The sequence below is a fragment of the Paracidobacterium acidisoli genome, assembly GCF_003428625.2.
GTDB lineage: Bacteria > Acidobacteriota > Terriglobia > Terriglobales > Acidobacteriaceae > Paracidobacterium > Paracidobacterium acidisoli.
This window is the reverse complement of record NZ_QVQT02000001.1, coordinates 698,995-721,424: the sequence shown is the minus strand read 5'-3', so window position 1 is coordinate 721,424 and position 22,430 is coordinate 698,995. Positions and strand designations below refer to the sequence as shown.

20 protein-coding genes, 1 tRNA gene and 1 pseudogene are annotated in these 22,430 nt (G+C 62.8%); 13 read left to right on the top strand and 9 right to left on the bottom strand.

Translation table 11 applies throughout. The features are described from left to right. The first annotated feature begins 40 nt into the window (after positions 1-40). Entirely contained in the window at positions 41-652 is a 612-nt protein-coding gene (locus D0Y96_RS03100; protein WP_117297844.1) for a flavin reductase family protein, read from the top strand. 94 nt (positions 653-746) lie between these two features. Here D0Y96_RS03100 and D0Y96_RS03095 read toward each other — a convergent pair whose 3' ends face one another. Continuing rightward, on the bottom strand, positions 747-2,120 hold the full coding sequence (locus tag D0Y96_RS03095) for a tRNA wybutosine-synthesizing protein 4 beta-propeller domain-containing protein (RefSeq protein WP_117297843.1): 1,374 nt from the start codon (positions 2,118-2,120) through the stop codon (positions 747-749). Positions 2,121-2,376: 256 nt separating this feature from the next. On the opposite strand from D0Y96_RS03095, the gene uppS reads away from it, so the two are divergent. Both uppS and D0Y96_RS03085 read left to right on the top strand, forming a co-directional pair. Further along, positions 2,377-3,162, top strand: coding sequence for an undecaprenyl pyrophosphate synthase (uppS, locus tag D0Y96_RS03090; RefSeq protein WP_117298031.1), 786 nt, complete (start codon positions 2,377-2,379; stop codon positions 3,160-3,162). A gap of 224 nt (positions 3,163-3,386) precedes the next feature. Continuing rightward, complete coding sequence (locus tag D0Y96_RS03085) at positions 3,387-4,784, top strand: alkaline phosphatase family protein (RefSeq protein ID WP_199480156.1); 1,398 nt, start codon at positions 3,387-3,389, stop codon at positions 4,782-4,784. Between the two features lie 138 nt (positions 4,785-4,922). Here the strand turns inward: D0Y96_RS03085 and D0Y96_RS03080 are convergent, their stop codons facing one another. The 3 genes from D0Y96_RS03080 to D0Y96_RS03070 form a co-directional block, all read right to left on the bottom strand. Continuing rightward, a complete protein-coding gene (locus tag D0Y96_RS03080; protein ID WP_117297841.1) occupies positions 4,923-5,864 on the bottom strand; it encodes a vWA domain-containing protein in 942 nt (313 codons plus the stop codon). 187 nt (positions 5,865-6,051) lie between these two features. Then, positions 6,052-7,407: an SPOR domain-containing protein gene (locus D0Y96_RS03075; protein WP_117297840.1), complete on the bottom strand. Its 1,356-nt coding sequence runs from the start codon at positions 7,405-7,407 to the stop codon at positions 6,052-6,054. A gap of 21 nt (positions 7,408-7,428) precedes the next feature. Continuing rightward, positions 7,429-8,268, bottom strand: a complete 840-nt coding sequence (locus tag D0Y96_RS03070; RefSeq protein ID WP_117297839.1) for a hypothetical protein — start codon at positions 8,266-8,268, stop codon at positions 7,429-7,431. A gap of 346 nt (positions 8,269-8,614) precedes the next feature. Here D0Y96_RS03070 and D0Y96_RS03065 point away from each other — a divergent pair, with 346 nt between their 5' ends. The 3 genes from D0Y96_RS03065 to rseP are packed head-to-tail and all read left to right on the top strand — an operon-like array spanning position 8,615 to position 12,127. Continuing rightward, positions 8,615-9,442: a phosphatidate cytidylyltransferase gene (locus tag D0Y96_RS03065; protein WP_117298030.1), complete on the top strand. Its 828-nt coding sequence runs from the start codon at positions 8,615-8,617 to the stop codon at positions 9,440-9,442. Between the two features lie 37 nt (positions 9,443-9,479). Next, the gene (locus D0Y96_RS03060; RefSeq protein ID WP_117297838.1) at positions 9,480-10,685 is read left to right on the top strand and encodes a 1-deoxy-D-xylulose-5-phosphate reductoisomerase; all 1,206 of its coding nucleotides are present in this window, start codon (positions 9,480-9,482) and stop codon (positions 10,683-10,685) included. A gap of 29 nt (positions 10,686-10,714) precedes the next feature. Further along, positions 10,715-12,127, top strand: a complete 1,413-nt coding sequence (gene rseP / locus D0Y96_RS03055) for an RIP metalloprotease RseP (RefSeq protein ID WP_117297837.1) — start codon at positions 10,715-10,717, stop codon at positions 12,125-12,127. A 71-nt stretch (positions 12,128-12,198) separates the two neighbouring features. Here the strand turns inward: rseP and D0Y96_RS03050 are convergent, their stop codons facing one another. From D0Y96_RS03050 to D0Y96_RS03040, 3 genes are all read right to left on the bottom strand, one after another. Further along, a complete protein-coding gene (locus D0Y96_RS03050) occupies positions 12,199-12,699 on the bottom strand; it encodes a heme-degrading domain-containing protein (protein WP_117297836.1) in 501 nt (166 codons plus the stop codon). Positions 12,700-12,813: 114 nt separating this feature from the next. Beyond that, a complete protein-coding gene (locus tag D0Y96_RS03045) occupies positions 12,814-13,671 on the bottom strand; it encodes a 3-keto-disaccharide hydrolase (protein WP_158562150.1) in 858 nt (285 codons plus the stop codon). A 76-nt stretch (positions 13,672-13,747) separates the two neighbouring features. Then, positions 13,748-14,515: an enoyl-ACP reductase FabI gene (locus D0Y96_RS03040; RefSeq protein WP_117297834.1), complete on the bottom strand. Its 768-nt coding sequence runs from the start codon at positions 14,513-14,515 to the stop codon at positions 13,748-13,750. 122 nt (positions 14,516-14,637) lie between these two features. On the opposite strand from D0Y96_RS03040, the gene D0Y96_RS03035 reads away from it, so the two are divergent. The 3 genes and pseudogenes from D0Y96_RS03035 to D0Y96_RS20335 all read left to right on the top strand — a co-directional run bounded on the left by D0Y96_RS03035 (position 14,638) and on the right by D0Y96_RS20335 (position 15,283). Then, a complete protein-coding gene (locus D0Y96_RS03035; protein WP_117297833.1) occupies positions 14,638-14,868 on the top strand; it encodes an AbrB/MazE/SpoVT family DNA-binding domain-containing protein in 231 nt (76 codons plus the stop codon). A 12-nt stretch (positions 14,869-14,880) separates the two neighbouring features. After that, positions 14,881-15,096 (top strand): annotated as a pseudogene (locus tag D0Y96_RS20650) (PIN domain-containing protein); the annotation flags it as partial. Positions 15,097-15,139: 43 nt separating this feature from the next. Next, positions 15,140-15,283 (top strand): PIN domain-containing protein, encoded by a 144-nt coding sequence (locus D0Y96_RS20335; protein ID WP_252263399.1) that lies wholly within the window; start codon positions 15,140-15,142, stop codon positions 15,281-15,283. A 27-nt stretch (positions 15,284-15,310) separates the two neighbouring features. Here D0Y96_RS20335 and D0Y96_RS03025 read toward each other — a convergent pair whose 3' ends face one another. Beyond that, on the bottom strand, positions 15,311-15,955 hold the full coding sequence (locus tag D0Y96_RS03025) for a DUF4254 domain-containing protein (protein WP_117297832.1): 645 nt from the start codon (positions 15,953-15,955) through the stop codon (positions 15,311-15,313). A gap of 164 nt (positions 15,956-16,119) precedes the next feature. Here D0Y96_RS03025 and D0Y96_RS03020 point away from each other — a divergent pair, with 164 nt between their 5' ends. Both D0Y96_RS03020 and D0Y96_RS03015 read left to right on the top strand, forming a co-directional pair. Further along, positions 16,120-17,343, top strand: coding sequence for an ATP-grasp domain-containing protein (locus D0Y96_RS03020; protein ID WP_117297831.1), 1,224 nt, complete (start codon positions 16,120-16,122; stop codon positions 17,341-17,343). A 227-nt stretch (positions 17,344-17,570) separates the two neighbouring features. After that, positions 17,571-18,614, top strand: coding sequence for a UDP-glucose--hexose-1-phosphate uridylyltransferase (locus D0Y96_RS03015; RefSeq protein ID WP_117297830.1), 1,044 nt, complete (start codon positions 17,571-17,573; stop codon positions 18,612-18,614). A gap of 14 nt (positions 18,615-18,628) precedes the next feature. Here D0Y96_RS03015 and D0Y96_RS03010 read toward each other — a convergent pair. Continuing rightward, a tRNA-Lys gene (locus D0Y96_RS03010) sits at positions 18,629-18,704 on the bottom strand. Between the two features lie 48 nt (positions 18,705-18,752). Here D0Y96_RS03010 and D0Y96_RS03005 point away from each other — a divergent pair. Together D0Y96_RS03005 and D0Y96_RS03000 are read left to right on the top strand one after the other, a co-directional pair. Further along, positions 18,753-21,500: a cellulose synthase subunit BcsC-related outer membrane protein gene (locus tag D0Y96_RS03005; RefSeq protein WP_117297829.1), complete on the top strand. Its 2,748-nt coding sequence runs from the start codon at positions 18,753-18,755 to the stop codon at positions 21,498-21,500. An 85-nt stretch (positions 21,501-21,585) separates the two neighbouring features. Further along, complete coding sequence (locus D0Y96_RS03000) at positions 21,586-22,419, top strand: hypothetical protein (RefSeq protein ID WP_117297828.1); 834 nt, start codon at positions 21,586-21,588, stop codon at positions 22,417-22,419. Positions 22,420-22,430 lie beyond the last annotated feature (11 nt).

The following is a 22,430-nucleotide window of genomic DNA, read 5'->3' as shown; positions in this document are numbered from 1 at the left end:
CATACAATAGCCGTGGAGAGTCCGTCTCCACGGAGCGAGAATGCGCACCTTCATCCCTGGGGAACATGCTCCCGGCGATATTTATAAGCTGATGATCGGCATGATTGTGCCGCGGCCGATCGCCTTTGTGTCGTCGGTCGATGTGCAGGGCGTGAGAAATCTGGCGCCCTTCAGCTACTTCACCGGATGCAGCACGAATCCGCCGGTGGTGTGCTTCTGCGCGGCGGTGCGCACGGGAGCTCGTCCTCACAAAGACACGCTCGAAAATATTCGCGCCACGGGCGAGTTCGTGGTGAATATCGTCTCGGAAGAGTTCACGGAAAAAATGAATGCCACGTCGGCGGAGGTTGCGCCTGAAGTGGACGAGTTTGCGCTGGCCGGGCTGACGCCGCTGGCCAGCGATCTGGTGAAGCCGGCGCGCGTGGCCGAGAGCCGCATCCACATGGAGTGCCGGCTGCGCGAGGTGGTGGTGGTGAGCGAGCTGCCCGGCGGCGGAAGCCTGGTGCTGGGCGACGTGCTGCGCTTCCACATCGCGGAAGAGGTTCTTCTCGACAGTTACAAGATCGATCCGGAGAAGCTGAAGGCGGTGGGGCGCATGGGCGGGCCGACATTTGTGCGGACGCATGACCGCTTCGATATGAAGCGGCCGTAATCCAGCGGACAGGACGAAGGGTACAGGGCACAGGGCCGTATGAAAGAAATATCCTCTCATTCGCCGGACTGCGTCAGACCAATACCTCGCGGGTTTATGGCTGATACTTCCACAAATCGTTGAGTAAGCCCCGAATCCCTTTGGCGCCATTACCGGTGCCGCCGAAGAGCCACAGATTGCCGGAACGGTCAGTCCAGGTTGCGGCTGAGGAGCGCGAGCCGGGAATGCTGGAGGAGGAGGCGGTGCCGAGGGTTCCGTAGCTTCCGGGCGAGCTCGATTGCGAGCCGCTCACCCACGTCCACTGGCCGTTACTGTACTTCCACAGGTCATCCGGTGAGGTGGTGAAACCCATGCCGCCGAAGAGCCAGAAGTTGCCAGAGCTATCGACCCAGGCGGCTGCGCCGGAGCGGGCTCCTGGTATGTTTGCCGCAGATGCCGTGCCCTGTGTGCCGTAGGCACCGGGCTGATCGGGTTGATCGGAGCCGCCCATCCAGGCCCATTCGCCGTTGCTGAACTTCCAGAGGTCATTCAGCAGATGAACCGTTCCGAAAGACTGGCTGTTGCTTAGGCCACCAAAGAGCCAGAGGTTACCGGAGGCGTCCACCCAGGTAGAGGCGCCCTCACGTCCTCCGGGTACATTTGCAGAGTTTGGAGTACCCTGGGTGCCGTAGACGCCGGGCTGATAGGCTTGATCGGAACCGCCCATCCAGGTCCATTCGCCGTTGCTGAACTTCCAGAGGTCGTTCAGGTAGCCTGAGTTGACGAGGGAGCCATTACCCGTGCCGCCGAAGAGCCAGAAGTTGCCGGAGCTATCGGTCCAGGCAGCGGCTCTCTCACGTCCTCCAGGGAGATTTCCTGCTGCTGCCGTGCCTTTGGTGCCGTAACTGCCCGGAGTTCCGAAGAGCGTGGGTTGAGATCCGCCCATCCAGGTCCACTGGCCGTTGCTGTACCGCCAGAGGTCGTTCAAGTAAGCACTGTATCCTGAGGTATCGAGCCCTAAGCCGCCGAAGAGCCAGAAATTGCCGGAGCTGTCTGTCCAGGTGACCGCGTAGCGGCGTGCGCCGGGGATATTGGCAGGTGCGGCAGTGCCCAGGGTGCCGTAGATGCCGGACTGGTTGGTGGAGTTCGAACCGCCCATCCATGTCCACTGGCCGTTGCTGAATTTCCAGAGATCGTTGAAATACATATCGGATGCGATAGTGGGTTCGGTGGCGCCGCCGAAAAGCCAGAGGTTTCCGGAGGCGTCTGTCCAGGTAGCCGCGCCATAACGGGCGGGCGGAGCATTGGTGGAGGCGGAGACTCCCTGCTGACCATAGGAGCCAGCCTGATTAGCGAGACTGGAGCCGGAGACCCAGGTCCATTGATTGGCTGCTGCCAGCGGTGCCGGAGGATTGGAGCCGGAGCTTCCACAACCCGCGATGAACATGAGGCAGAGGAGAGAAATGGCAGAAGTAGCTCGATGAGTCATCTGCGAAAAATCCTTCAGGTGTGGTGAGCGAGGCAAAAAGAGTCTAGCACTCTGATTTTGAACGCACCTGAGTGATGCTGTTAGCGGAGGTATCGTAGTTTGAACAGGTTCACTTTCAATTACTGCGCAAATTAAAACCGGAACACTATCCCGCGTGAGATGAATTGCGGCTCCGCCAGTGTGCGTGCTACGGTCGATGAGAGGAAGCTACTTGGGTCTGGATACCAGCCGCGTACATCTGCTGCCGCCGGAAGAGATGGCGATCTATCGCCGTCTTGACCCGGAGCGGCTGCCGCATCATGTCGCCATCATCATGGACGGAAACGGACGCTGGGCGGGCAAGCGCAGCCTGAAGCGTTTCCTGGGGCATCAGCAGGGCGCCGAGTCCGTGCAGTACGTGGTCGAGACGGCCTCGCGCATCGGGCTGCCGTGGCTGACACTGTACGCCTTTTCGCTTGAGAACAATCTGCGGCGGCCGAAGTCGGAAGTGAACTTTCTGATGCGGCTGCTGAAGATGTATCTGAACAACAATGTCCGGCGCATGAACGACAACAACGTGCGCATCCAGTACATCGGGCGGACGGACGATCTGCCGGACGAGGTTCGCGAGCGGATGCAGTGGGCGGCGGAGGCGACACAGCGCAATACGGGCACGGTGCTGACGCTGGCGCTGAACTACGGAGCGCGCTCGGAGCTGATGGATGCCTTTCGCGGACTGTGCGCCGAGGTGCAGTCGGGGCAGCTGAAGCTGAACGATGTGACGGAGCAGGATATCCAGCGGCACCTGTACACGGCGCACATGCCGGACCCGGATCTGCTGATCCGGACCTCGGGCGAGATGCGCATCTCGAATTACCTGCTGTGGCAGATCGCGTACACCGAAATCTATGTGACCAGCCGCCTGTGGCCGGACTTCCGCGGCATCCACATGCTGGAGGCGATCGAGGACTACCAGCGGCGCGAGCGGCGTTATGGCGGGCTTGCGGACGGGACCGAGTCGGACGATGTGGCCTCGCTGCCGGCGAATCAGCTCGTAGGCTAGGTGCTGCGGGACTGGTCGTCCCGGCAACTGCGCCTTCAGCGCGTGCTGCGCGCACGGCGGGACGCGCCTTCGGCGCCATTCCCCGCTGATGCAGCCGAAGTCAGGAATGTAAGTCCTTAAATGTGTCATCCCGGCAGGAGTACGCACGGCGGGACGGTTGCGTTTTCACGCTGCCTTCATGCAGCATCTCCGCGCATAACGATCTACTAAGCGAAATGAACGATTTGTCATTTCGCTTTTTCCGCCGCGTCTTTCTCTGCATCGTTCTGCCTGCCGTATGCGCCCTCTGCGCAGCCTGCTCTGCATGGGCCGCGCCGGTGCTGATGATTTCCATCGACGGGCTGAAGCCGGAGTACGTGACGCACGCCGATGAGCATGGGCTGAAGGTTCCCACGCTGCGGCGGTTTCTGACCGAAGGCACGTACGCCGATGGAGTGCAGGCGGTGCTGCCGACGGTGACCTATCCCGACCACACGACGCTGATCACCGGCGTGTGGCCGATCCGGCACGGCATTCTGAACAACCCGCTCTTCGATCCGGAGAGGAAGTTCTCCGGCGCATGGTACTGGTATGCGTCGAGCATTAAGGTACCGACGCTGTGGGATGCGGCGCATGCGGCGGGCATTCGGACGGCGAGCGTGAGCTGGCCGGTGAGCGTGAATGCGACGAGCGTGGACTGGCTGATTCCGGAGTACTGGCGGTCACTGTCGCCGGCGGGCGGCGGGAATCCGCAGGACCGGGAGCTGATGGCGGCGATCTCGCGACCGGATGGCGCGCTGGCGGAGATGGAAAAGCGGCTGGGTCCTTACATGATGGGCAACGAGACGACGCTGGAGGGCGATGCGACGCGCACACGCTTTTCGCTGGATATTCTGCGGCGGGAGAAGCCGGGTTTCATGACGATTCACCTCAGCTCGCTCGATGAGGCGGAGCATCTGACGGGGCCGTTCAGCGAGGAGTCGGACAAAACGCTCGAAGCCATTGACGGGATGGTAAAGGAGCTGATGGATGCGGCGCTCGGGAACGATCCGCAGACGCGGGTGGTGATCGTGTCGGATCACGGCTTCGTGAAGGTGGACCATCTCTTCAATCTGTACATTCCGTTTTTGCAGGCGGGGCTGATCGAGACAGGGAAGGATGCGTACTCGGGCGCGGCGACGGTGACGGCATGGAAGGCGGAGCCCTGGCCGGCGAGCGGACTGGCGGCGATTGTGCTGCACGATCCGGCGGACGCGAAGACGAAGGAGCAGGTGCGGACGCTGCTCGACAGGCTGGCGGCGGACCCGGCGAACGGCATTGCCAGAATTCTGGACGCGGACGAGGTGAAGCGGGACGGAGGGTTTCCGGACGCGGCGTTTGTGCTGGCGATGAAGCCGGGATACGCAATCGGGACCGCGCTTTCCGGCGCTCTGGTGACGGATCATTCGCCGGTGAAGGGCACGCACGGCTATCTGCCGTCGTTTCCGGAGATGCACTCGTCGTTCTTCATGATGGGTGAGGGCGTGGCAAAGGGACGCGACCTGGGAACGATCGACATGCGGCAGATTGCGCCGACGGTGGCGGGGGTTCTGGGCGTGAGCCTGACGGAGGCGAAGCAGCCGGCGCTGCGGATTATGCCCTGACGGCGGGAAACCCCACGCCGAAGATCCGGGTGCTGGCCGCACGGGCAGACGCGCCTTCGGCGCGGGATCAATCTCAGATTTTGTGCTTTCCGATTCCTCGCGCCAAAGGCAGGCGCGAAGGATCGGGCATCTGCGTTGTTATTGTCCGGCGCTGGCGGGGGCGACGAAGACCTGCTCCGGCGCGGTGACTTTAATGGACGGGGCGCTGATCTTCAGCCGCAGCGTCTCCGTCTGCGGCTTGCCGTTGCTCTTCGCGGCGAAGCCCAGCTCGTACTGATTCTGCAGGCGGCGGTTGAGATCGTCGAAGAAGGGCTGGAAGGTGACGGGGTTGCCGAAGCCCTGCCAGTACGGGATGCCGCCGGTGGCCTGGGTGAGCTGGCTGAGAAGGTTCTGACCGCTGTTGTTCGCATACGTGCTGCGGTCGAAGCGGCCTTCGTCGCGCCAGTAGATGGAGTAGACGACGAGGCCGGCGCGGACCGAGTCGGTGATCGCGGCCTGGACGTAGGGGTCCTGCGGATCGTAGCGGCGCTCGTAGTTGTCCACTCCATCGGTGATCATGACGACGATGCGGCGCGCGCTGCGGTCCTGCGAGGGCCAGCGCTTTGCCAGATCGGAGAGGCAGAAGTAGGGGCTGGCGTTTTCTCCGGGTGCTCCGACGGGAATGTGGAGCTCATGGGCAAGCCGCGCGTGATCGGCGGTGAGGGGACCGGCGAAGTCGGCGCGGCCGTTGAGCATGTATGCGATGCCGGCCTTCGCGTCCGGGGGCAGCGCCTGGAGGTAGTTCGCGACCTCATTGAACTGGCGGCTGAGGCTGGTGCGGGCGGAGTCGTCGATGAGGAAGACGAGCTCGAGCGGCGTCTGCGGGCTCTGGAGGCGATCCCAGCCGGTGACGGTGGCGTATTTGCCGTCGACCTGCACTTTGATGTCCTGCTGGGTGATGGCGGGAGTGCTCTCGGCACTTTTGCCGAGGACGGTGACGATGGCGCGCCCCTGACCCTGATTTTCGCTCTGCCCCAGAAAGGTGAGGGGCAACAGCATGACTGCGGCGGCCAGGATGGCCAGGGATCGAGAGAGCTTCATGTTTTCTCCTTCCGCGCGGAACGAGCCGAGGGCGCGCGGCGATGAGTCGTGGGACTCTGTACAGATTTAGACGCGCCGCCGGAAGGAAAGGGCGCATAGGCAGCGGATGAAGAGGGTCAGTCGATTTTGACAAACACCCCAGTGGGCAGAGTGAACGGATGCGGAAGACGTTCGCTCTGCCGGACGCTTAGTATCTTGGCGTAAAGATGCCGAGGCTGGTCGCACAACGATATTCTTCGCCGGCACCCAATACCTTGACTCCTTTTTTATTGACGGGGATCGGGTGATCGATCGGGCAGGCATAGACAGAAACGGAAGTATTCAGACGCAATCCATAGGTGGCAATGGTATCTCCCCAGGCGTGGATAGCTTTTTCGTTCGCGACAGGGCTATGGCCGAAAAACCAGACCAGGTTCACATCTGCAGCGCAGATGCTGTGAAACCAGAGGTCCTGGTTCGTGTCCGAGTACTGGTTCGGTTTCCATTGCGGCTCGATAGTGCCCGGGCATGGGGAGGAGATCGAATTTTTTCCGAAATCGTCACTGTCGCCGATGGCAGTCGGGTTGCCAGCGCCTGCGGCGAAGCCGTAAGTGACCGGCGCCTCCGGAGCCTGCGAGGGCTGTGGCGTGGCTGCGGTATCGCCAGCCGAGGGTATCTGTGATGTGGAAGCGGGGACGAGGCCGGTGGTCCCTGTGCTGTTGCCGCCTCGACTGCCGACCGGTGTGGTCGTGGTTTGGGTTTCAGCCTGCTGACTGCGCTGCTGATGTGCCTGGGTTTGGGCGCGGGCCTCAGCAGCCTGAGCCGCGTTGTTTATTGCCGGCCCTGAGATCGCGGCATTCTCTTCTGCGCCCTGCTGCATGCCCTGATTTACAGCGTCAAGGAGTCCATTCAGGCCGTTCAGGAAACCGCCTCCACCGGATTGCGCTGCCGGGGGTGGAGTGTTCTGCGCTTCTTCCGCTGCGCGTTCGGCAGCAGCTCTGCGCTGTTCTTCCTCTTCCACTCTGCGCCTGGCTGCTTCTGTTTCATTCTCCGCCGTCTGCGCTTCCATCGACTGCACTGCCTGGGATTCGAGATCGGCCGGACTGGAAGATACAGGTGCTGCGCCGGAGCCGCTCAGCTTCGCCAGCGCCTGTGTCTCGAGGTCTGCCTGTTGCGATGTCAGCACCGCAGTTGTAGGCGCCGGGAGGGACTGCGATGCGACGAATGCAGTGTTGAAGCCGAGAGCGGTGATCTGATCGTTCGCGGCTTCAGCCTGCTGCCGAGAGGGAAACGGACCGACGCGCAGACGAATTGCCCGGTCATCGTTCTGAGCTGATCTCGCCGGAGAATATCCATGCTGCTTCAGAGTGGTTTCCGCGTCTTTTGCTTCAGTCTCGGTCAGTACGGCTGTCACCTCGACGAACCATACCGTCTGTTCTCCCTGAACCTGGGGCTGCGCGCCATCTGAAGAAGCAAAGGATGCAACAGCCGGATGCGTTTGAGCTGCGGATATCACGACGATACCCACACTCAGCAGAAGAACCAGGTTGAAGATTCGTTTCACAGGCGGTCTCCGGAAGTGAAGTTAAAACAGCGATGGCGGCTGGTCCTTGTGGCAGAGCACCATCGCGTGAATTAACGCTTTCGCGATCCGCTCAGCCTGATCTTTGGAGTGGAAATATGCAAAGTTCTCATTGCGAGGCAATTTCTCATTTACCGACAGGAGGTGTACGCTGTCCTCTTTCATAATCGACTGCAGCTTTTCATAAGGAGAGCGTCTGATATTGATTCCTTCGCCAGGGTGAATGCTCGGCCGAAGCTCAGAAAACCTTCTTTTCGTGATCCTGGTTCCCTGGCCCGCCCCCTCAGCCATTTCGCTGTATCCCACCTGAGGATCAACAGGGATGGTAATCAGGTTATTAAAAAGCGTTTCGATCGTAATCGACGACTCGGAAACAGACTGTACCACTCCCGTTATTTGATACGAACCGGGAAGAGGCTCGGTAACCTGATACGGAAGGTCTAACTCTTCCCAGATCGCAGAAGATATTGTCACGGAAGCACCGCTGGCAGGGGTGTCTCCGGCGCTGGAGATGCTGATGCTGCGTGGGTCAGTCTTGTCAAGGTGCAGGCTGTAACGCTTTGGATAGTGTGGGTAATCCATATTTCCTGCGGGATTACCCGGACCTGCGACTCTCTTCTCTGTCATCACAAGAGAACAGCCATTCGAAAGCTCGACAGAGCGAGTCCGTACAGGCTTATTTTCGAGTGCGTCATCCTGCGCCAGACCCGTATTGATAAACGCGATGGTTTGTTCCATGGTGGGCCCGGGCGCAGAGGGCGCCGGCGGAGCCTGGGATTGCTGTGCAAAAGTGCAGGTGAAGCCGGAAGCGAGAACGATGAACGTGCAAAGTGTGTTCTTCATAAAAATTCCTCAAAGAGCTTTCAGAGCAGCGACGGAGCTACATCGTTATGGCACAGCATGACCAGACAGATCGGCGATCTCGCGGAACGAGGCGAGAAGAGCTTTAAGGCAGACTACGAACCAGGTCATCGCAGACGTCTCTATGGGGTTTGATCTATAGGGTTTGATCGGGGGGACAAGTGGAGAATAGCGAACTGCGATGAGGAAGACATCCCCCAATTGAGAGGTATTTCATGGTTACCGCGGGCGCTTCCGTTCCGTGACGGTGAGCATTCTTCAGATTTCAGGTCTGCAGGCGACGGACGGGGGAATCGTGCCCGGTTCCGTGTATTCTGACGTTTCATCCATGAAAAGAATCCTGACTGCCGTCATTCTTGTGCCTCTCGTTCTGCTGCTGATCTTCAAGGCGCCGTACCCGCTGCTGATTCTGGCGGTGGCGGCGGTGGCCGAGCTGGCGCTGTGGGAGTATCTGGGGCTGGCCGACGCCAGCGGAGCGAAGACGCCGCGCATTGTGGTGATGGCGGCGATGGCCGTGCAGTTCGCGGGCATCTATTATCTGCCGCTGGACTGGATCGGACCGATTCTGGGCTGCCTGGTGCTGGCGCTGTTTCTGGTGTGCGCCTTCCGCTCGCCGGTTGCGCGGGTGCTGCCGGATACGGCGTACTCGGCCTTCGGGCTGGTGTATATCGGGCTGGCCATGCTGACGCTGCCGCTGCTGTCGGCGCAGGAGAACGGGAAATCGCTGCTGCTGTTTCTCTTCTTCGCGGTGTGGTCGGGCGATATTGCGGCGCTGTACGTGGGGCGGGCCTTCGGGCGCAGAAAGCTGGCTCCGGCGATCAGTCCCAACAAGACATGGGAGGGCGCGGCGGCCTCGGTGCTGGGCAGCGTGGTGGTGACGCTGCTGCTGATTCAGGGCGCGGGCCTGCTGGCGCGGCACGATGTGGAGATCCTGTTCTTTCCGGGGTCGGTGTGGCGCTGGATCGGGCTGTCGGTGCTGCTGAATGTGGCGGCGCAGGTGGGCGATCTGGCGGAGTCGGCGATCAAGCGCGGCGCGGGCGTGAAGGATTCGGGGACGCTGCTGCCGGGCCACGGAGGGATTCTGGACCGCATCGACGCGCTGCTGCTGGCGGCTCCCGTGCTGTGGTACGCTCAGTTAGTGCAGCAGCTGTTTTAGTCTGCTGCAAACTCTGCAAAGCAAAGACTTTCTGCACTTGAAGCACATCGCCATTCTTGGCTCGACCGGGTCTATCGGCCAGAGCACTCTGAGCATCGTCGAGAGCTATCCGGAGCGGTTTGCGGTCGCCTCGCTGGCGGCGGGACGCAACGTGGATGCGGCCTTCGAGCAGTGCCGGCGGTGGCGTCCCCGCGTGGTCTCGATGGCCACCGAGGAGCTGGCTGCAGCGCTCGAAAAGCGGCTGCGTGAGGCCGGGATATCGGGCATTGAAACGGTTCACGGCACCGAGGGCACGGTTCATGCGGCGACGCTGCCCGAGGTGGATTTTGTCGTTTCGGCGATTGTGGGCGTGGCCGGTCTTGAAGCGACCTACGCGGCGGTGCAGGCGGGGAAGACCATCGGCCTGGCGAACAAAGAGGCGATGGTGGCGGCAGGCGAGATTCTGACAGCGGCCGCGCGCGAAAAGAAGGTTGCGCTGCTGCCGATCGACTCCGAGCATAACGCCGTACACCAGTGCATGCGGGCCGGAGATCGGGCCGAGGTGAAGCGGATCTGGCTGACGGCTTCGGGCGGTCCCTTCCGGACGCTGCCGCTGGCCGATTTCGCGCAGATCACGGTCGAACAGGCGCTGAAGCATCCGACGTGGGTGATGGGACGGCGCATAACGATCGATTCGGCGACGATGCTGAACAAGGGCCTCGAAATTATCGAGGCGTGCCGGCTCTTCGATCTGCCGCCGGCAGCGGTGAAGGTGACGGTGCATCCGCAGTCGACGGTGCACTCGCTGGTGGAGTACGTGGACGGCAGCATTCTGGCGCAGATTTCGGTCACCGATATGCGGCTGCCGATACTGTATGCGATGAGCTGGCCGGAGCGGGTCGAGTCGGATCTGACCTTCGATATGACGGCGCTGAAACACCTGGAGTTTGAAGCGCCGGATTTTGAGCGTTTTCCCTGCCTGCGGCTGGCGTATGAGGCGGCGGAGCGGGGCGGCGCGCACGCCATTGCGCTGAATGCGTCGGATGAAATCGCGGTCGAGGCCTTCCTCGAAAGAGTCATTCCGTTCCAGGGCATCCCGCGTACAATTGAAGCAGTACTGCAGGCTACCCCCGAGAGCCATCCGGCGACCATACGGGATGTGCTTGCTCTGGACGAGCAGGCGCGCGAGAGGTCCCGGGAGGTTCTGGCCAGAGCCGGACGCGACTACGCTGCTGCGCACTCAGGCGTCGCCATCCGATCCTGACGCCCGCTTTCTGAGATTTCGACCCCAATATGCCTTTTGCTCTGACTGCTACCGTTTCCATGCTTATCGTGCTCGGCGTTATGGTGCTGGTGCACGAGTTCGGCCACTTTGCCGTAGCCAAGCTCTGCGGCGTTCGCGTGGAAGTGTTTTCGATCGGCTTCGGCACGCGCCTGTTCGGCTTTCGCCGCGGCGACACCGATTACCGGGTGAGCCTGCTGCCGCTGGGCGGCTATGTAAAGATGGCAGGCGAGCTGGGCGGCGACGGCACGATGCCGGTCAGCACCGCCGCGAACCCTCCGGGCATTATGATGCGCGACTCGGGCGACCTGAACGCGCATCCGCGCTGGCAGCGCATCCTGATCGGGCTGGCAGGACCGGCGGCCAACTTTGTGCTGGCCTTTGTGCTGATGGCCGGGCTGTACATGATGCACAACGAGGTCGAGGTCTACCTCTCGAATCCGGCGGTGATGGATTTTGTGCCGCAGGATTCGGCCGCGGCCAAAGCGGGACTGACCTCGGGCGACCGGATCGTGCGCTTCGACAGCGATCATAATCCGACATGGGAAAAGGTTCGCGTGCGCGCCGCGCTCGACGCGAACACGACGGTGCCGGTGACAGTGGAGCGCACGGTGAACGGGCAGACGACGCAGTTCAGCACGATGCTGTTCCTGGCCGATCCGTCGAAGGGACAGGATTTCGAGATCGAGTCGCTGGGTCTGCTGCCACAGGAGCAGCCGGGTCCGCTGCTGATTCACGATGTGACGCCGGGGTATCCGGCGGAGAAGGCCGGGCTGAAGGCCGGCGACGGCATCGTGTCGATCAACGGACAGACGATTCACTCGGTGAGCGCGGTGATGGCCTACCTGCAGCAGGCGGGCAGCAAGCCGGTGAATCTGGTGATCGACCGTGACGGCAAAATACTGCCGGTGACAACCACTCCGATTGAAGGCGACGACGGCGCGGGACACATGGGCTACCGGCTGGGCTTTCATCCCGTGGCGCCTCCGTTCCGCGTGGAACAGCTTCCGCTGCCCGAGGCGGTGAAGCAGTCGGTCACCTACAACGTGCACTATTCGGGATACATCTTCGAGGTGCTGCAGCGGCTGCTGACGCACCGCTCGGATATCCAGCAGCTCAGCGGGCCGATCGGCATTGCGCGCGAAACGGGTGAGGCGGTGACGATGAAGGGCTGGCAGCCGATTATCGGGCTGACGGCACTGATCAGCCTGAACCTCGGCATTATGAACCTGCTGCCGATCCCGATTCTGGATGGCGGGATGATTCTGCTGCTGCTGATTGAAGGCACGCTGCGGCGCGATCTGAAGCAGGAGTTCAAGGAGCGGGTGTATCAGGTGGCGTTCGTAATGCTGATCCTGTTCTTCGCCTTCATCATGTTCAACGATGTGTCGAAGCTGAACCTGTTCTCGAAGCTGAAGCCGTAGCGCGGAGAGATCAGAGGAAATAAAAAGGCCCGTCCTGCGACGGGCCTTTTGCTTTGTGCGAGCGGTCTTCTTCAGGATTCGGAGGGCAGGCAGAGGCTGGAGTAGTCGCGCCCCAGCTCGGCGCAGAGCGCTTCGACGACGATCTCGTGGTCGGCGCGCTCGGTGAGTCCGGAGGTGGTGACGGAGCCGATGACGCCGGAGCCGCTGATGCGGATGGGAAAGCCGCCGCCGTGCGTGGCGAACTCGGTGAGGGAAAGGCCCTGGCGCTCGTGCAGGCTGGTGCCGCGGTTTTTGTGGTCGAGCCCGACGGCGTAAGAGCTGCGGTGAAAGCGCTGCACGACGTTGGCCTTGCGGCGCACCCAGTCCGCGCCTTCGGGGATGGTGCGGGGCAGTGCGGAGTAGAAGAGCGGCTGGCCGAAGCGGCGGATGTCGATGACGAGGGTAAGGTCGCGGGAGAGCGCGAGGTCGCGCAGGCGCGAGCCGAGGCTCCACGCGGTGAGCTCGTTGAAGGAGGAGAACTGCAGCTCGCGCTCCTGGAGGGCGATCCGGGCAAGATCTTCAGCGATGGGCATAGCGGTTTTTCTGACTCCTGAGTGGTTCAGGCCGGCTGGCCGTGCGGCGGGGAAGCGGCGTATCTCCGCTGCCCCGGCCGGAAGGTACTGCAGACGAGTGGCTTTACTGCGGTTTTAGACGAGCGATTTTACTTCGATTCTTCTGTACCAGATCTCGGCGAACTCCAGCTCGATGGCGATCTTTCCGCGCGTGAGCGGAATGAACTGGCCGGGATTCTTCGGATCGGGCTGCTCGAGCTTCGTGACGGAGTTGACGGTTCTGCCGTTGACGATGTGAGCGGAGCGGTCGCCCTGCCAGATGACTTCGATGACGTTCCAGTCATCGAGCTTTTCGAAGTTGCCGTCCTTGATCAGGCGGCCGGTGGCGGGCTCGGGCGGCGCCTGTCCAGGCCGGGTCCGGGGAGTCTCGCTGCTGCCGGCCGGCCAGCCGTTGGGGCTCATGCCGCCGCCGAAGTAGCCGGCGCCATGTCCGGACTGGATGCCGCGGACGCCGTCGATCAGGAAGTAGTCGCCCACGTCGCCTTCCTCGATCTGGCATTCGACGCAGCGGGGCCAGACCTTGTCTTCTCCGACCAGGCCGTAGAGGACGCCGTTGTCGCGCTTGACCTCAAGGCGCGGCGCAAAACGCTTCATGCCCCACTTGCATTCGACGCGAATGTGGACATTTTCAAACTCCTGGTTGGTGGCGAGGTAGCCGGGCTCGGCGGGCTCATTGCCGGCGGTGTTGCCCATGATGTGGAGCATGCCTTCTTCCATCTGCACCATGCCCCTCTGCTGCGCAACGTCTTTGCCGGATTTCTGCAGCATGCTGTACCAGCCGCTCAGATCGCGGTCGTTGAGCAGAGAGATCCATCCGTCGGCTCCGGCGGGAGGCAGCGGAGGCACGGCGGACTGAGCGAAACCGGTGTGGCGCAGAAGAAACGGCGTGGCGACGACGGGAAGGCTTCCTTTCAGAAAAGCGCGACGATTCACAGGCACTCCTTATGTTTTTGTGTGTGTTTTGTACTGCTGAAATTCCTGCATATTGAAAAACGCGGCCCGCTGGGTTTCAGAAGCCCATGATGTTGTAACCACTGTCGACGTAGATGACTTCGCCGGTGATACCGCTGGCGAGATCGGAGGCGAGAAAAGCGGCGGTGCTGCCGACTTCGGACTGCTCGGTGTTGCGATGCAGCGGTGAGCGGTCGATGTGGGCTTTGAGCATGTCGCCGAGTCCGCCGATGCCGCGCGCGGCAAGGGTCTTGATGGGGCCGGCGGAGATGGCGTTGACGCGGATGTTCTTCCTGCCGAGATCGGCGGCCAGGTAGCGGACGGTGGCCTCGAGCCCGGCCTTGGCGACGCCCATGATGTTGTAGTTGGGCACGACCTTTTCGGAGCCGTAATAAGTGAGCGTAACGATGCTGCCGCCATCGGTCATCAGCGGTGCAGCGGCGCGGCTGAGCGCGATGAGCGAGTAGACGCTGACATCGTGCGCGATGCGGAAGTCTTCGCGGGAGGTGAGGTGGAAGTCGTTCTTCAGCGCGTCGGGCGGCGCAAAGCCGATGGAGTGGACGAGAATGTCGAGCTTGCCGTAACGCTCTTTGAACCCGGCGAAGGTCTGATCGATCTCGGCGTCGCTGGAGACGTCGCACTGGAAGGCTTCGGAGCCGGGAAGATCGGCGATCAGGCTGTGGGCTTCCGCCTTCAGGCGCTCGTTCTGGTATCCGATGGCGAGCTTCGCTCCGGCTGCGTGGAGCTTCTGAGCGATTCCCCAGGCGATGCTGCGTTTGTTGGCCAGGCCGAAGACGACGGCGACACGGCCTTCAAGGGTAAGCATGAAAACATTTTCCTCCGGGGATGAGGATAACAGGGTGAAGCAGGTGTGAAGGCGGAGCCGGAGGAAAGGCTATCGTGGATATACTTTAGTATGTATATCCATAGCACAGGAAGGAAGTATGTATGCGTGTAGCGAAGTGGGGAAACAGCCTGGCGGTTCGTCTTCCAGCGGGCGTTGTGGAGGTGCTTGAGCTGAAAGAAGGAGATCAGATCGAAATCCATATCGCGGGGCGAAGAGAGTTTGCGATTGGCCGCGACAACAGCCGTCAGAAGGCCATGGAGCGTATTCGCGCGCTGCGCAGACCGCTGCCTCCGGGCTTTTATTTTGACCGGGAAGCAGCGAACGGACGCTGAGGACTTTCGCGAATGGGCACGAAGGTATTTTTCGATACGAGTGTTCTGATCTATGCGTTTGCACAAAATGATGCGCGCACTGCGGAGGCGGAAAAGCTGCTGGCCGCGGGTGGAAGAATCAGCGTTCAGGTGCTGAACGAGTTTACTGCCGTAGCCCGCAGAAAGCTGGGCATGAGCTGGCGGGAAACGGCAGAGGCACTGGAGGCGGTTCGAGCCCTGTGCGAGCCGGCCGAGCCGCTGACGCTTGGGATTCACCTTGCCGGGCTGCAGATTGCACGGCGCTACCGGGTATCAGATTTACGACGCTCTGGTGATCGCGGCGGCTCTGGAGGCCGGCTGCACGACGCTTTACTCGGAAGATATGCAGGATGGCCAGAAGATCGATGGGCTGACGATCCGGAATCCGTTTGTGTGAGTGGCTGTGCCGGGCAGCGTGGCTGCGCTATTCGCCGACCGGTGTCTTCGCCTGATAGATGGCGGGGTTGAGCGAGGGATCGTTGTACATCTTGAGCTGGCGGTAGAGCTTGAAGCGGCGCTCGCCGGCGAGGGTCTGCTGCCAGAGGCGGTCGAGGCAGGCGGCGAGGTCTCCGCGCTGCATGAGCAGCAGGTTGAGGCGCTCGCGGTTGCGCAGGGCGTGGCCGGCAAGGGCTTCCGGGTGGCCGGCGGCGCGGGCGATCTCCTCCTGGGTATGCCAGATTTTGAGAGCGAGGATGGAGAGCCGGTCGATGATGAGGCCGGGGCTCTCGGAGTGCAGCTCGGCGCCGGGATCGGGAAGCCCGCGCGTCGCAAGCTCTGCGAGCAGCAGCGTGTCGCACGCCTCTGCGAGATCGTTGCGGCGCTGATTGATGCGGTCGATGGAGCGCTTGACCTCGGCGATCTCGTGGTCGGTTGCGCCGGGGGTGCGGGCGCGGTCTTCGGTGTGCCAGAGCTCGAAGTTGGCGAGGTGCTGCGCGATGACGGCGTCGGGGACCGGGCCGCGTGCTTCGCCGGGCAGAGCCGGAGGCTGCCGGTGCCACAGGGCGGTGAAGTGGTCGTGGAGGGCGGCGATTTCCTGTGCGGAGAAGGGATATAAGGGCGCGTCGTTCATCGCAGATCGTCTGTTGTGAGCTTATGGTAGAACTATCGAAACGGAAAAGCGGCCGAAACGGAAAAGCAGCCGCTCAGCCACCGTATATGGCGGCTGATTCCATGGCCGCAGGTTGTACAGGACGGCAGCTCCTGCTGCCCGCAGATCGCAGGACGGCAAAGCTTATGGACGCACATCGCAGCGAGCGCATTCTCTGTCTGACGACCTACGAGAAGGGCCAGGCCTTTCTGCGGCAGGCTGCGGCATTGGGATGCCGCGTGGTTCTGCTGACGCTCGACAAACATCGGAACGGCGACTGGCCGCGCGATGTGCTGGAAGAGATCATCACCATGCCCGAGAGGCTGACGCTGGAACAGATCACCAACACGGTGACGTATCTGGCGCGCTCGCGAAAGTTCGACCGGCTGGTGTCGCTCGACGAGTTCGACATGATGACCATTGCCCATCTGCGCGAGCATATGCGCATTCCGGGCATGGGGCTGACGACGACGGCCTACTTCCGCGACAAGCTGGCGATGCGCTTTCAGGCGCAGCGGGCGGCCACGACCGGCCTGTCGAAGGCGGCGGTGCCGGATTTTACTCCGGTACTGAATTACGACGATCTGCGGGCGTGGATGGAGGCTGTTCCGGCGCCGTGGGTGCTGAAGCCGCGCGCCGAGGCCTCGGCGATCGGGATACGAAAGATTCACGAGCCGGAGCAGCTGTGGCGCACACTCGATGAGCTGGGCGACCGGCAGAGCTTTTACCTGCTGGAGCGGTTTGTGCCCGGCGATATCTTTCACGTCGATGCGATCACCAGCGAGTCGCAGGTGGTGTTCACGACGGTGAGCGGCTATGGGAAGCCTCCGATGCAGGTGATGCATGAGGGCGGCGTCTTCACGACGCGGGTGCTCGACCGGCGCTCGGAGGATGCGGTGTCGCTGGCGGCGATCAATGCGGGGCTGATTCCGGCGATGGGCATGGTGCGCGGCGTGACGCATGCGGAGTACATTCGCGGGACCGACGGGCGCTATTACTTTCTGGAAGTGGCGGCACGCGTGGGCGGCGCCTTCATCGCCGACGTGATCGAGCAGGCGACGGGCGTGAATCTGTGGGCGGAGTGGGCGCGGATCGAGGTCGCGTCGCTGCGCAGCGAGCCGTATGCGCTGCCCGAGCAGAGAGCGCTCTACGCAGGCAGCGTGCTGTGCCTGGCGCGCACGGCGGAGCCGGACACGACGATCTTCGACGCGCCGGAGATCGTGCACCGGATGAAGAAGCACCACCACGCGGGGCTGATCGTGCGCTCGGAGCAGCCGGAGCGGGTGAGAGAGCTGCTGGAGGAGTACAGCCGCAGATTTGCCGAGCTGTATCTGGCGACGGCGCCGGTTCCGGACAAGCCGACGAACTAAGATCAGGGATTAGCCATCAGGGATCAGAGATTAGCTATCGGGGCGCAGGGCACAAGGCTCAGAAATGCTGGGCATCTTCGGCGGTACAAAAGGCAGATGGATTCCATATGGCATCCCAGGTTCGAAGATCGGGATGTGGGGTACCCGTGCCCATCGCTGGTGGCTGATCCCTGATCCCTGCTGTTCGCTGCTCATTCCGGTAAGATGCGAACAGAAAGGGATGTCCATTGAGCTCGGATTCGCTGCAGTTTCCGCATCGCCGCTATAACCCGCTGCGCCGGCAGTGGGTGCTGGTTTCGCCGCACCGCACGCAGAGGCCCTGGCAGGGCGAGGTAAATCCCTCGTCGGGGTTTTCAGGGGTGCACTACGATCCGCAGTGCTATCTGTGCCCGGGCAATACGCGCGCCGGGGGGCATCTTACGCCCCGCTATGAAAGCGTATACATCTTCGATAACGACTATGCGGCGCTGCTGCCGGATTCTCCTGAGCCGGAGGGCGAGCGCTCGCCGCTGCTGGTGGCGGAGCGGGAGCGGGGACGGTGCCGGGTGCTGTGCTTTCATCCCGACCACAGCCTGACGCTGGCGCTGATGGAACCGGAGGCGATACGGCGGGTCGTGGATGCGTGGACGGAGGAGTATGAGCGCCTGGGCGCGGAGAAGGAGATTCGCTATGTGCAGATCTTCGAGAACCGCGGCGCGATGATGGGGGCGAGCAATCCGCACCCGCACGGGCAGATCTGGGCGACCGAGCATATTCCGGATGAGCCGCGCCAGGAGACGGAGTCGCTGCGGGCGTATCGCACAGAGCACGGAAGCTGCCTGCTGTGCGACTACGCGGGCGTGGAGACGCGGGAGGCCTCGCGGATTGTCTGCGAGAACGACGGATTTCTGGCGGTGGTGCCGTGGTGGGCGGTGTGGCCCTTCGAGACACTGGTGCTGGCGAAGCGGCATGCGGGCTCGCTGAAGGAGTTCACGGACGCGGAGCGGACGCAGCTTGCGGACATTCTGAAGCAGCTCACGACGCGGTACGACAATCTCTTCGAGACCAGCTTTCCGTACACGATGGGCTTTCATCAGAGTCCATGCGACGGAGAAGAGCACGGGGAGTGGCACTTTCACGCGCACTTTTATCCGCCCCTGCTGCGCTCGGCGACGGTCCGCAAATTTATGGTGGGATTCGAGATGCTGGGGATGCCGCAGCGGGATATCACGCCCGAGACAGCGGCGGAACGGCTGCGGAATCTCTCACCGGTGCACTTTACGCTGCGCTGAGGCGGGGAGGCATGTGGTGAGCCCGCTGGGACTCGAACCCAGGACCCACGCCTTAAAAGGGCGTTGCTCTACCATCTGAGCTACGAGCTCACATTTTTCTTCCTGTTCCAGGTTAGCACATGGTGAGATGGGAAGGAAATGATGCGGATGCTGTGCAGACCGGCCCTGGGAGCAGCGCTGGTCTGGCTTGTTTTTTCCTGTTGTGTGTTGCGGCTCGCGGCCCAGTCTCCCGTGCCGCAGACGCAGAGCTTTGAAGCGCTGGGGCAGACGCCGGCGGAGCAGGCGGCCTTTTCCGCTCTGGCGGCGCACCGGCTGGCCGAAGCCGAACGGCGCTTCGAGGATCTGCACACCGTCGAGCCATTCAATCCGCGCGTGCTGGCCGGGCTGGGCTATGTACACCTGCAGCAGCAGGATTTTGCCGGCGCGGTGAGCTACTTTACTCAGGCGAAGGCGGATGGCCTCGCGGGTCCGCAGATCGACAGCGCGCTCACCGATGCGCAGTTCGAGGATGCGGTCGACCAGGGGACCGAGGCGTGGAATGCGGGCCGCATGGAGCAGGCGGAGGACCGCCTGCGGGCGGCGCTGGCGCTGCGTCCGAAGAGCGCCGTGGCGCTGCAGTCGCTGGCCGGAGTTTACATGCAGGAAAAGCAGCCGGCGAAGGCGATCCCGGTCTATCAGCGGCTGGTGAGCGTGCTGCCGGATGCGGAGCCGGTGTGGCTTGGGCTGTTTACGGCGCAGGCCGAGGGAGGGAATCCGCGGGACGCCATTGCCACGACGAAGCGGTTTCCCGCGGAGGTGGGTAAGGATCTTGCGACCGATCCGGCGTACCTCCAGAGGCTGACGGCGGCGTATGTGGCTGCCGGGGAAGGATCGCCCGCGGAGGCAACGCCACCGGCTTCTGCGGACAACGGTCACGGCGCAAAGGGCGAGGAGCATCCCGTATCGCATGAGCCGGAGGCTTCAACGGCCAGCGCCGATCATGGCGATGCCGCGAAGAGCGAGGCACCGTCGGCACCGGCTGCGCAGGCACCGGAGACGGAGCGGGAAGCGGCGAAGCCAGCAGAGCCGATAAGCAGTGAGCAAAGGAGCAGTGAGCCGACGACCAGGGAGCAGAGGCCGGCGGCAGGGAGTGAGAACAGTGCGGCGAGCGCGAAGATCGCGCCGCCGCCGCCTGCTCCTCCTGGAGGCGCGGCTGCGCAGGATCACGCGGTCGAGGAGGCAGAAGCCGAACAGGTGATTGCGGAGGAGGGGAGCGGCGCGCAGCTTCACCTTTCCATTTCGTCGGGATCGGTGAAGCGGGTGCGGCCGGCGGAGATTGAGGCAAGGCCGCTCGATGAGACGGGGCTGGTGACAGAGCCGACCGCGCTGTCGCAGCAGATTGCGCAGCGGAGGCTTTTGCGATGGCGGTCGCCGCCGGAAGATCTGCGATTGTCGGATCTGCAGGCCGCAGAGCAGCGAAGTGCAGAGGAGCGGGCGTCAGCTCCGTTTGCGGAGGCGGTGAGCGAAGGGGTTTCGCATCCGCCGGAGGAGAAGATCGCCGCGACGGAGGAAGTGCCGGCGGCGGGAGGGCCTGCTGCTGCTGGTCCTGCTTCCGTTTCCGGGGGGGCGGTTTCCGCGGCTCCGGCTTCTGCGGCGGCGATGGAGGGCGGCAAGCCCGAGCCGGTCATTCGCATAAGAAACCCAAAGGAGGCGGCGGATGCAGAGCTGGCGACGATCGAGGGCAGCTACAGTCCGTGGCTGGGCGGCACGGGGCTGGTGAGTCATCGCGGCGGCACGCCGGGCTTCGACCGGCTTATGGCGACGGAGGCGCCGCTGGAGGCTTCGACGCCGCTGGGCGCGGTGGCGCGCGTGACGCTGATCGTGAAGCCCACATTTCTGGATGCGGGCGCGGGAGCGAGCGCGCCGGTTCTGTCGCCGGGTGTTTCGGAGCGCTTCGGCACGCTGGCTGCGGGAGTGGCTCCGCCGTCACAGAGCGTGGCCGGAGTGGGCGAAGAGGTACAGGTGGCCACGCCGCACTTTGCCGCCGGAGCCGGGTATACTCCGACGGGATTTGCCGTGGGCCATTTCGTGGGCCGTGTGCGCTGGAGACCGGCGGGCGGGCCGCTCACGGTCTCGGCGTATCGGGATTCGGTGCGGGATTCGCAGCTTTCGTATGCGGGCGCGCATGATCCGGGCTCTGCGAGTGCTGGCTCTGCGAGTGCTGGGTCGGTGGGCAGGGTATGGGGCGGCGTGGTGGCCAATGCCGGCGAGGCGGAGCTGCGGATGGGCGATGCGAGCTCCGGTTTTTTCGTCAGCGGCGGAGGACAGTACCTGACCGGCGAGCATGTCGGGAACAACACGCGCATCGGCGGCGAGGCAGGCGCGTGGCACCGGCTGTTCGCGGTTGCGGATACGTCGAGCGTGACGATGGGCCTCCGCGTTTCCGGCATGCACTACGCGCACAATGAGCGCTATTTCACCTGGGGACAGGGTGGATACTTCAGCCCGCAGCGCTATGCTGACGCCAGCGCGCCGGTTACATGGCGAGGGCGCAGGGGAGTGAATCTGCACTATGACCTTACCGGAGCGCCGGGCGTGCAGACCTTTGAGGAAGACGGCGCTCCATACTTTCCGCTGGATGCGGCGCTCGAAAAAGCGGCGGGAAATGCTGCGTATGCGGGGCGAAGCCACACGGGTCTGAGCTACGATTTTCATGGAGAGATGGCATATCGCCTCACCGATCACTGGTACGCGGGCGGCTCCGTCTCGGGGAATAACACGCGCGATTACGACAACCAGACGGTGGGCTTTTTCGTTCGCTTCCTCTTTCGGCCGCAGTATGGGGGCGAGCCGGGGGCGACGGGGCTGTTTCCGGCACAGGGGCTGCGGCCTTTTCTGGTTCCGTGAAAAGGGTTTTCGCGGTGGTCCGTATCGCAGAGCCGTAATGTGCGTCCAAAAAACTGAGTTCTGAAAACCGAGTGACGGAGTCTTCTTGAAATTACGCGTGCTTCTTTGTCTTCTGCTGCTTTCGCTGATCGCAGTCCCCCATTCCGCAGAAGGAGAAGATGGCGGGCAGATCCGGCAGGCCTTCGGCCGGATGTACGATCTGGATTTTGCGGGAGCGCATCGCGATATCGACGCGTGGCAGAAGGTGCACCCGGAAGATCCGATGGGACCGGCGGCGCATGCGGCAGCGTTTCTGTTCACGGAGTTCGACCGCCTCGGGATTCTCGAGACGCAGCTCTTTACGGACGATGACCGCTTCGAGCACAGAAAGAAGCCGAGCCCCGATCCGGAGATCGAGAAGCAGTTTCAGCAGGCCGTGGATGCGACGGACGATCTGGCGCGGAAGGCGCTGGCTAAAAATGCGCACGACATCAACGCGCAGTTTGCGCAGGTGCTTTCGCTGGGGCTGCGCTCCGATTATGCCGCGCTGATCGATAAGCGCGATCTGGCTGCGATTCGTTATACGAAGCAGAGCAGGTTACTTGCGGAGCAGTTACTTCAGGAAGCTCCGGAGCGTTACGACGCCTATCTTGCCGTAGGCATTGAGAACTATCTCAGCGGCATCAAGCCGGCTCCGGTGCGCTGGCTGCTGCAGATGGGCGGAGTGCAGACGGATAAGGCGCAGGGACTGCACGATCTGAGACTCACGGCGGCGCATGGCGATCTGCTTGCGCCCTTTGCACGCCTGCTGCTGGCGGTTGCGGCGCTGCGCGACAGGGACACGGGCCAGGCGTGCAGCCTGCTGGGCGGACTGGCCGCGGAGTTCCCGCAGAATCCGCTGTATCGAAGAGAGTTACAACGGTCACGCTGCTCGGGCTGAGCGGTTACCGC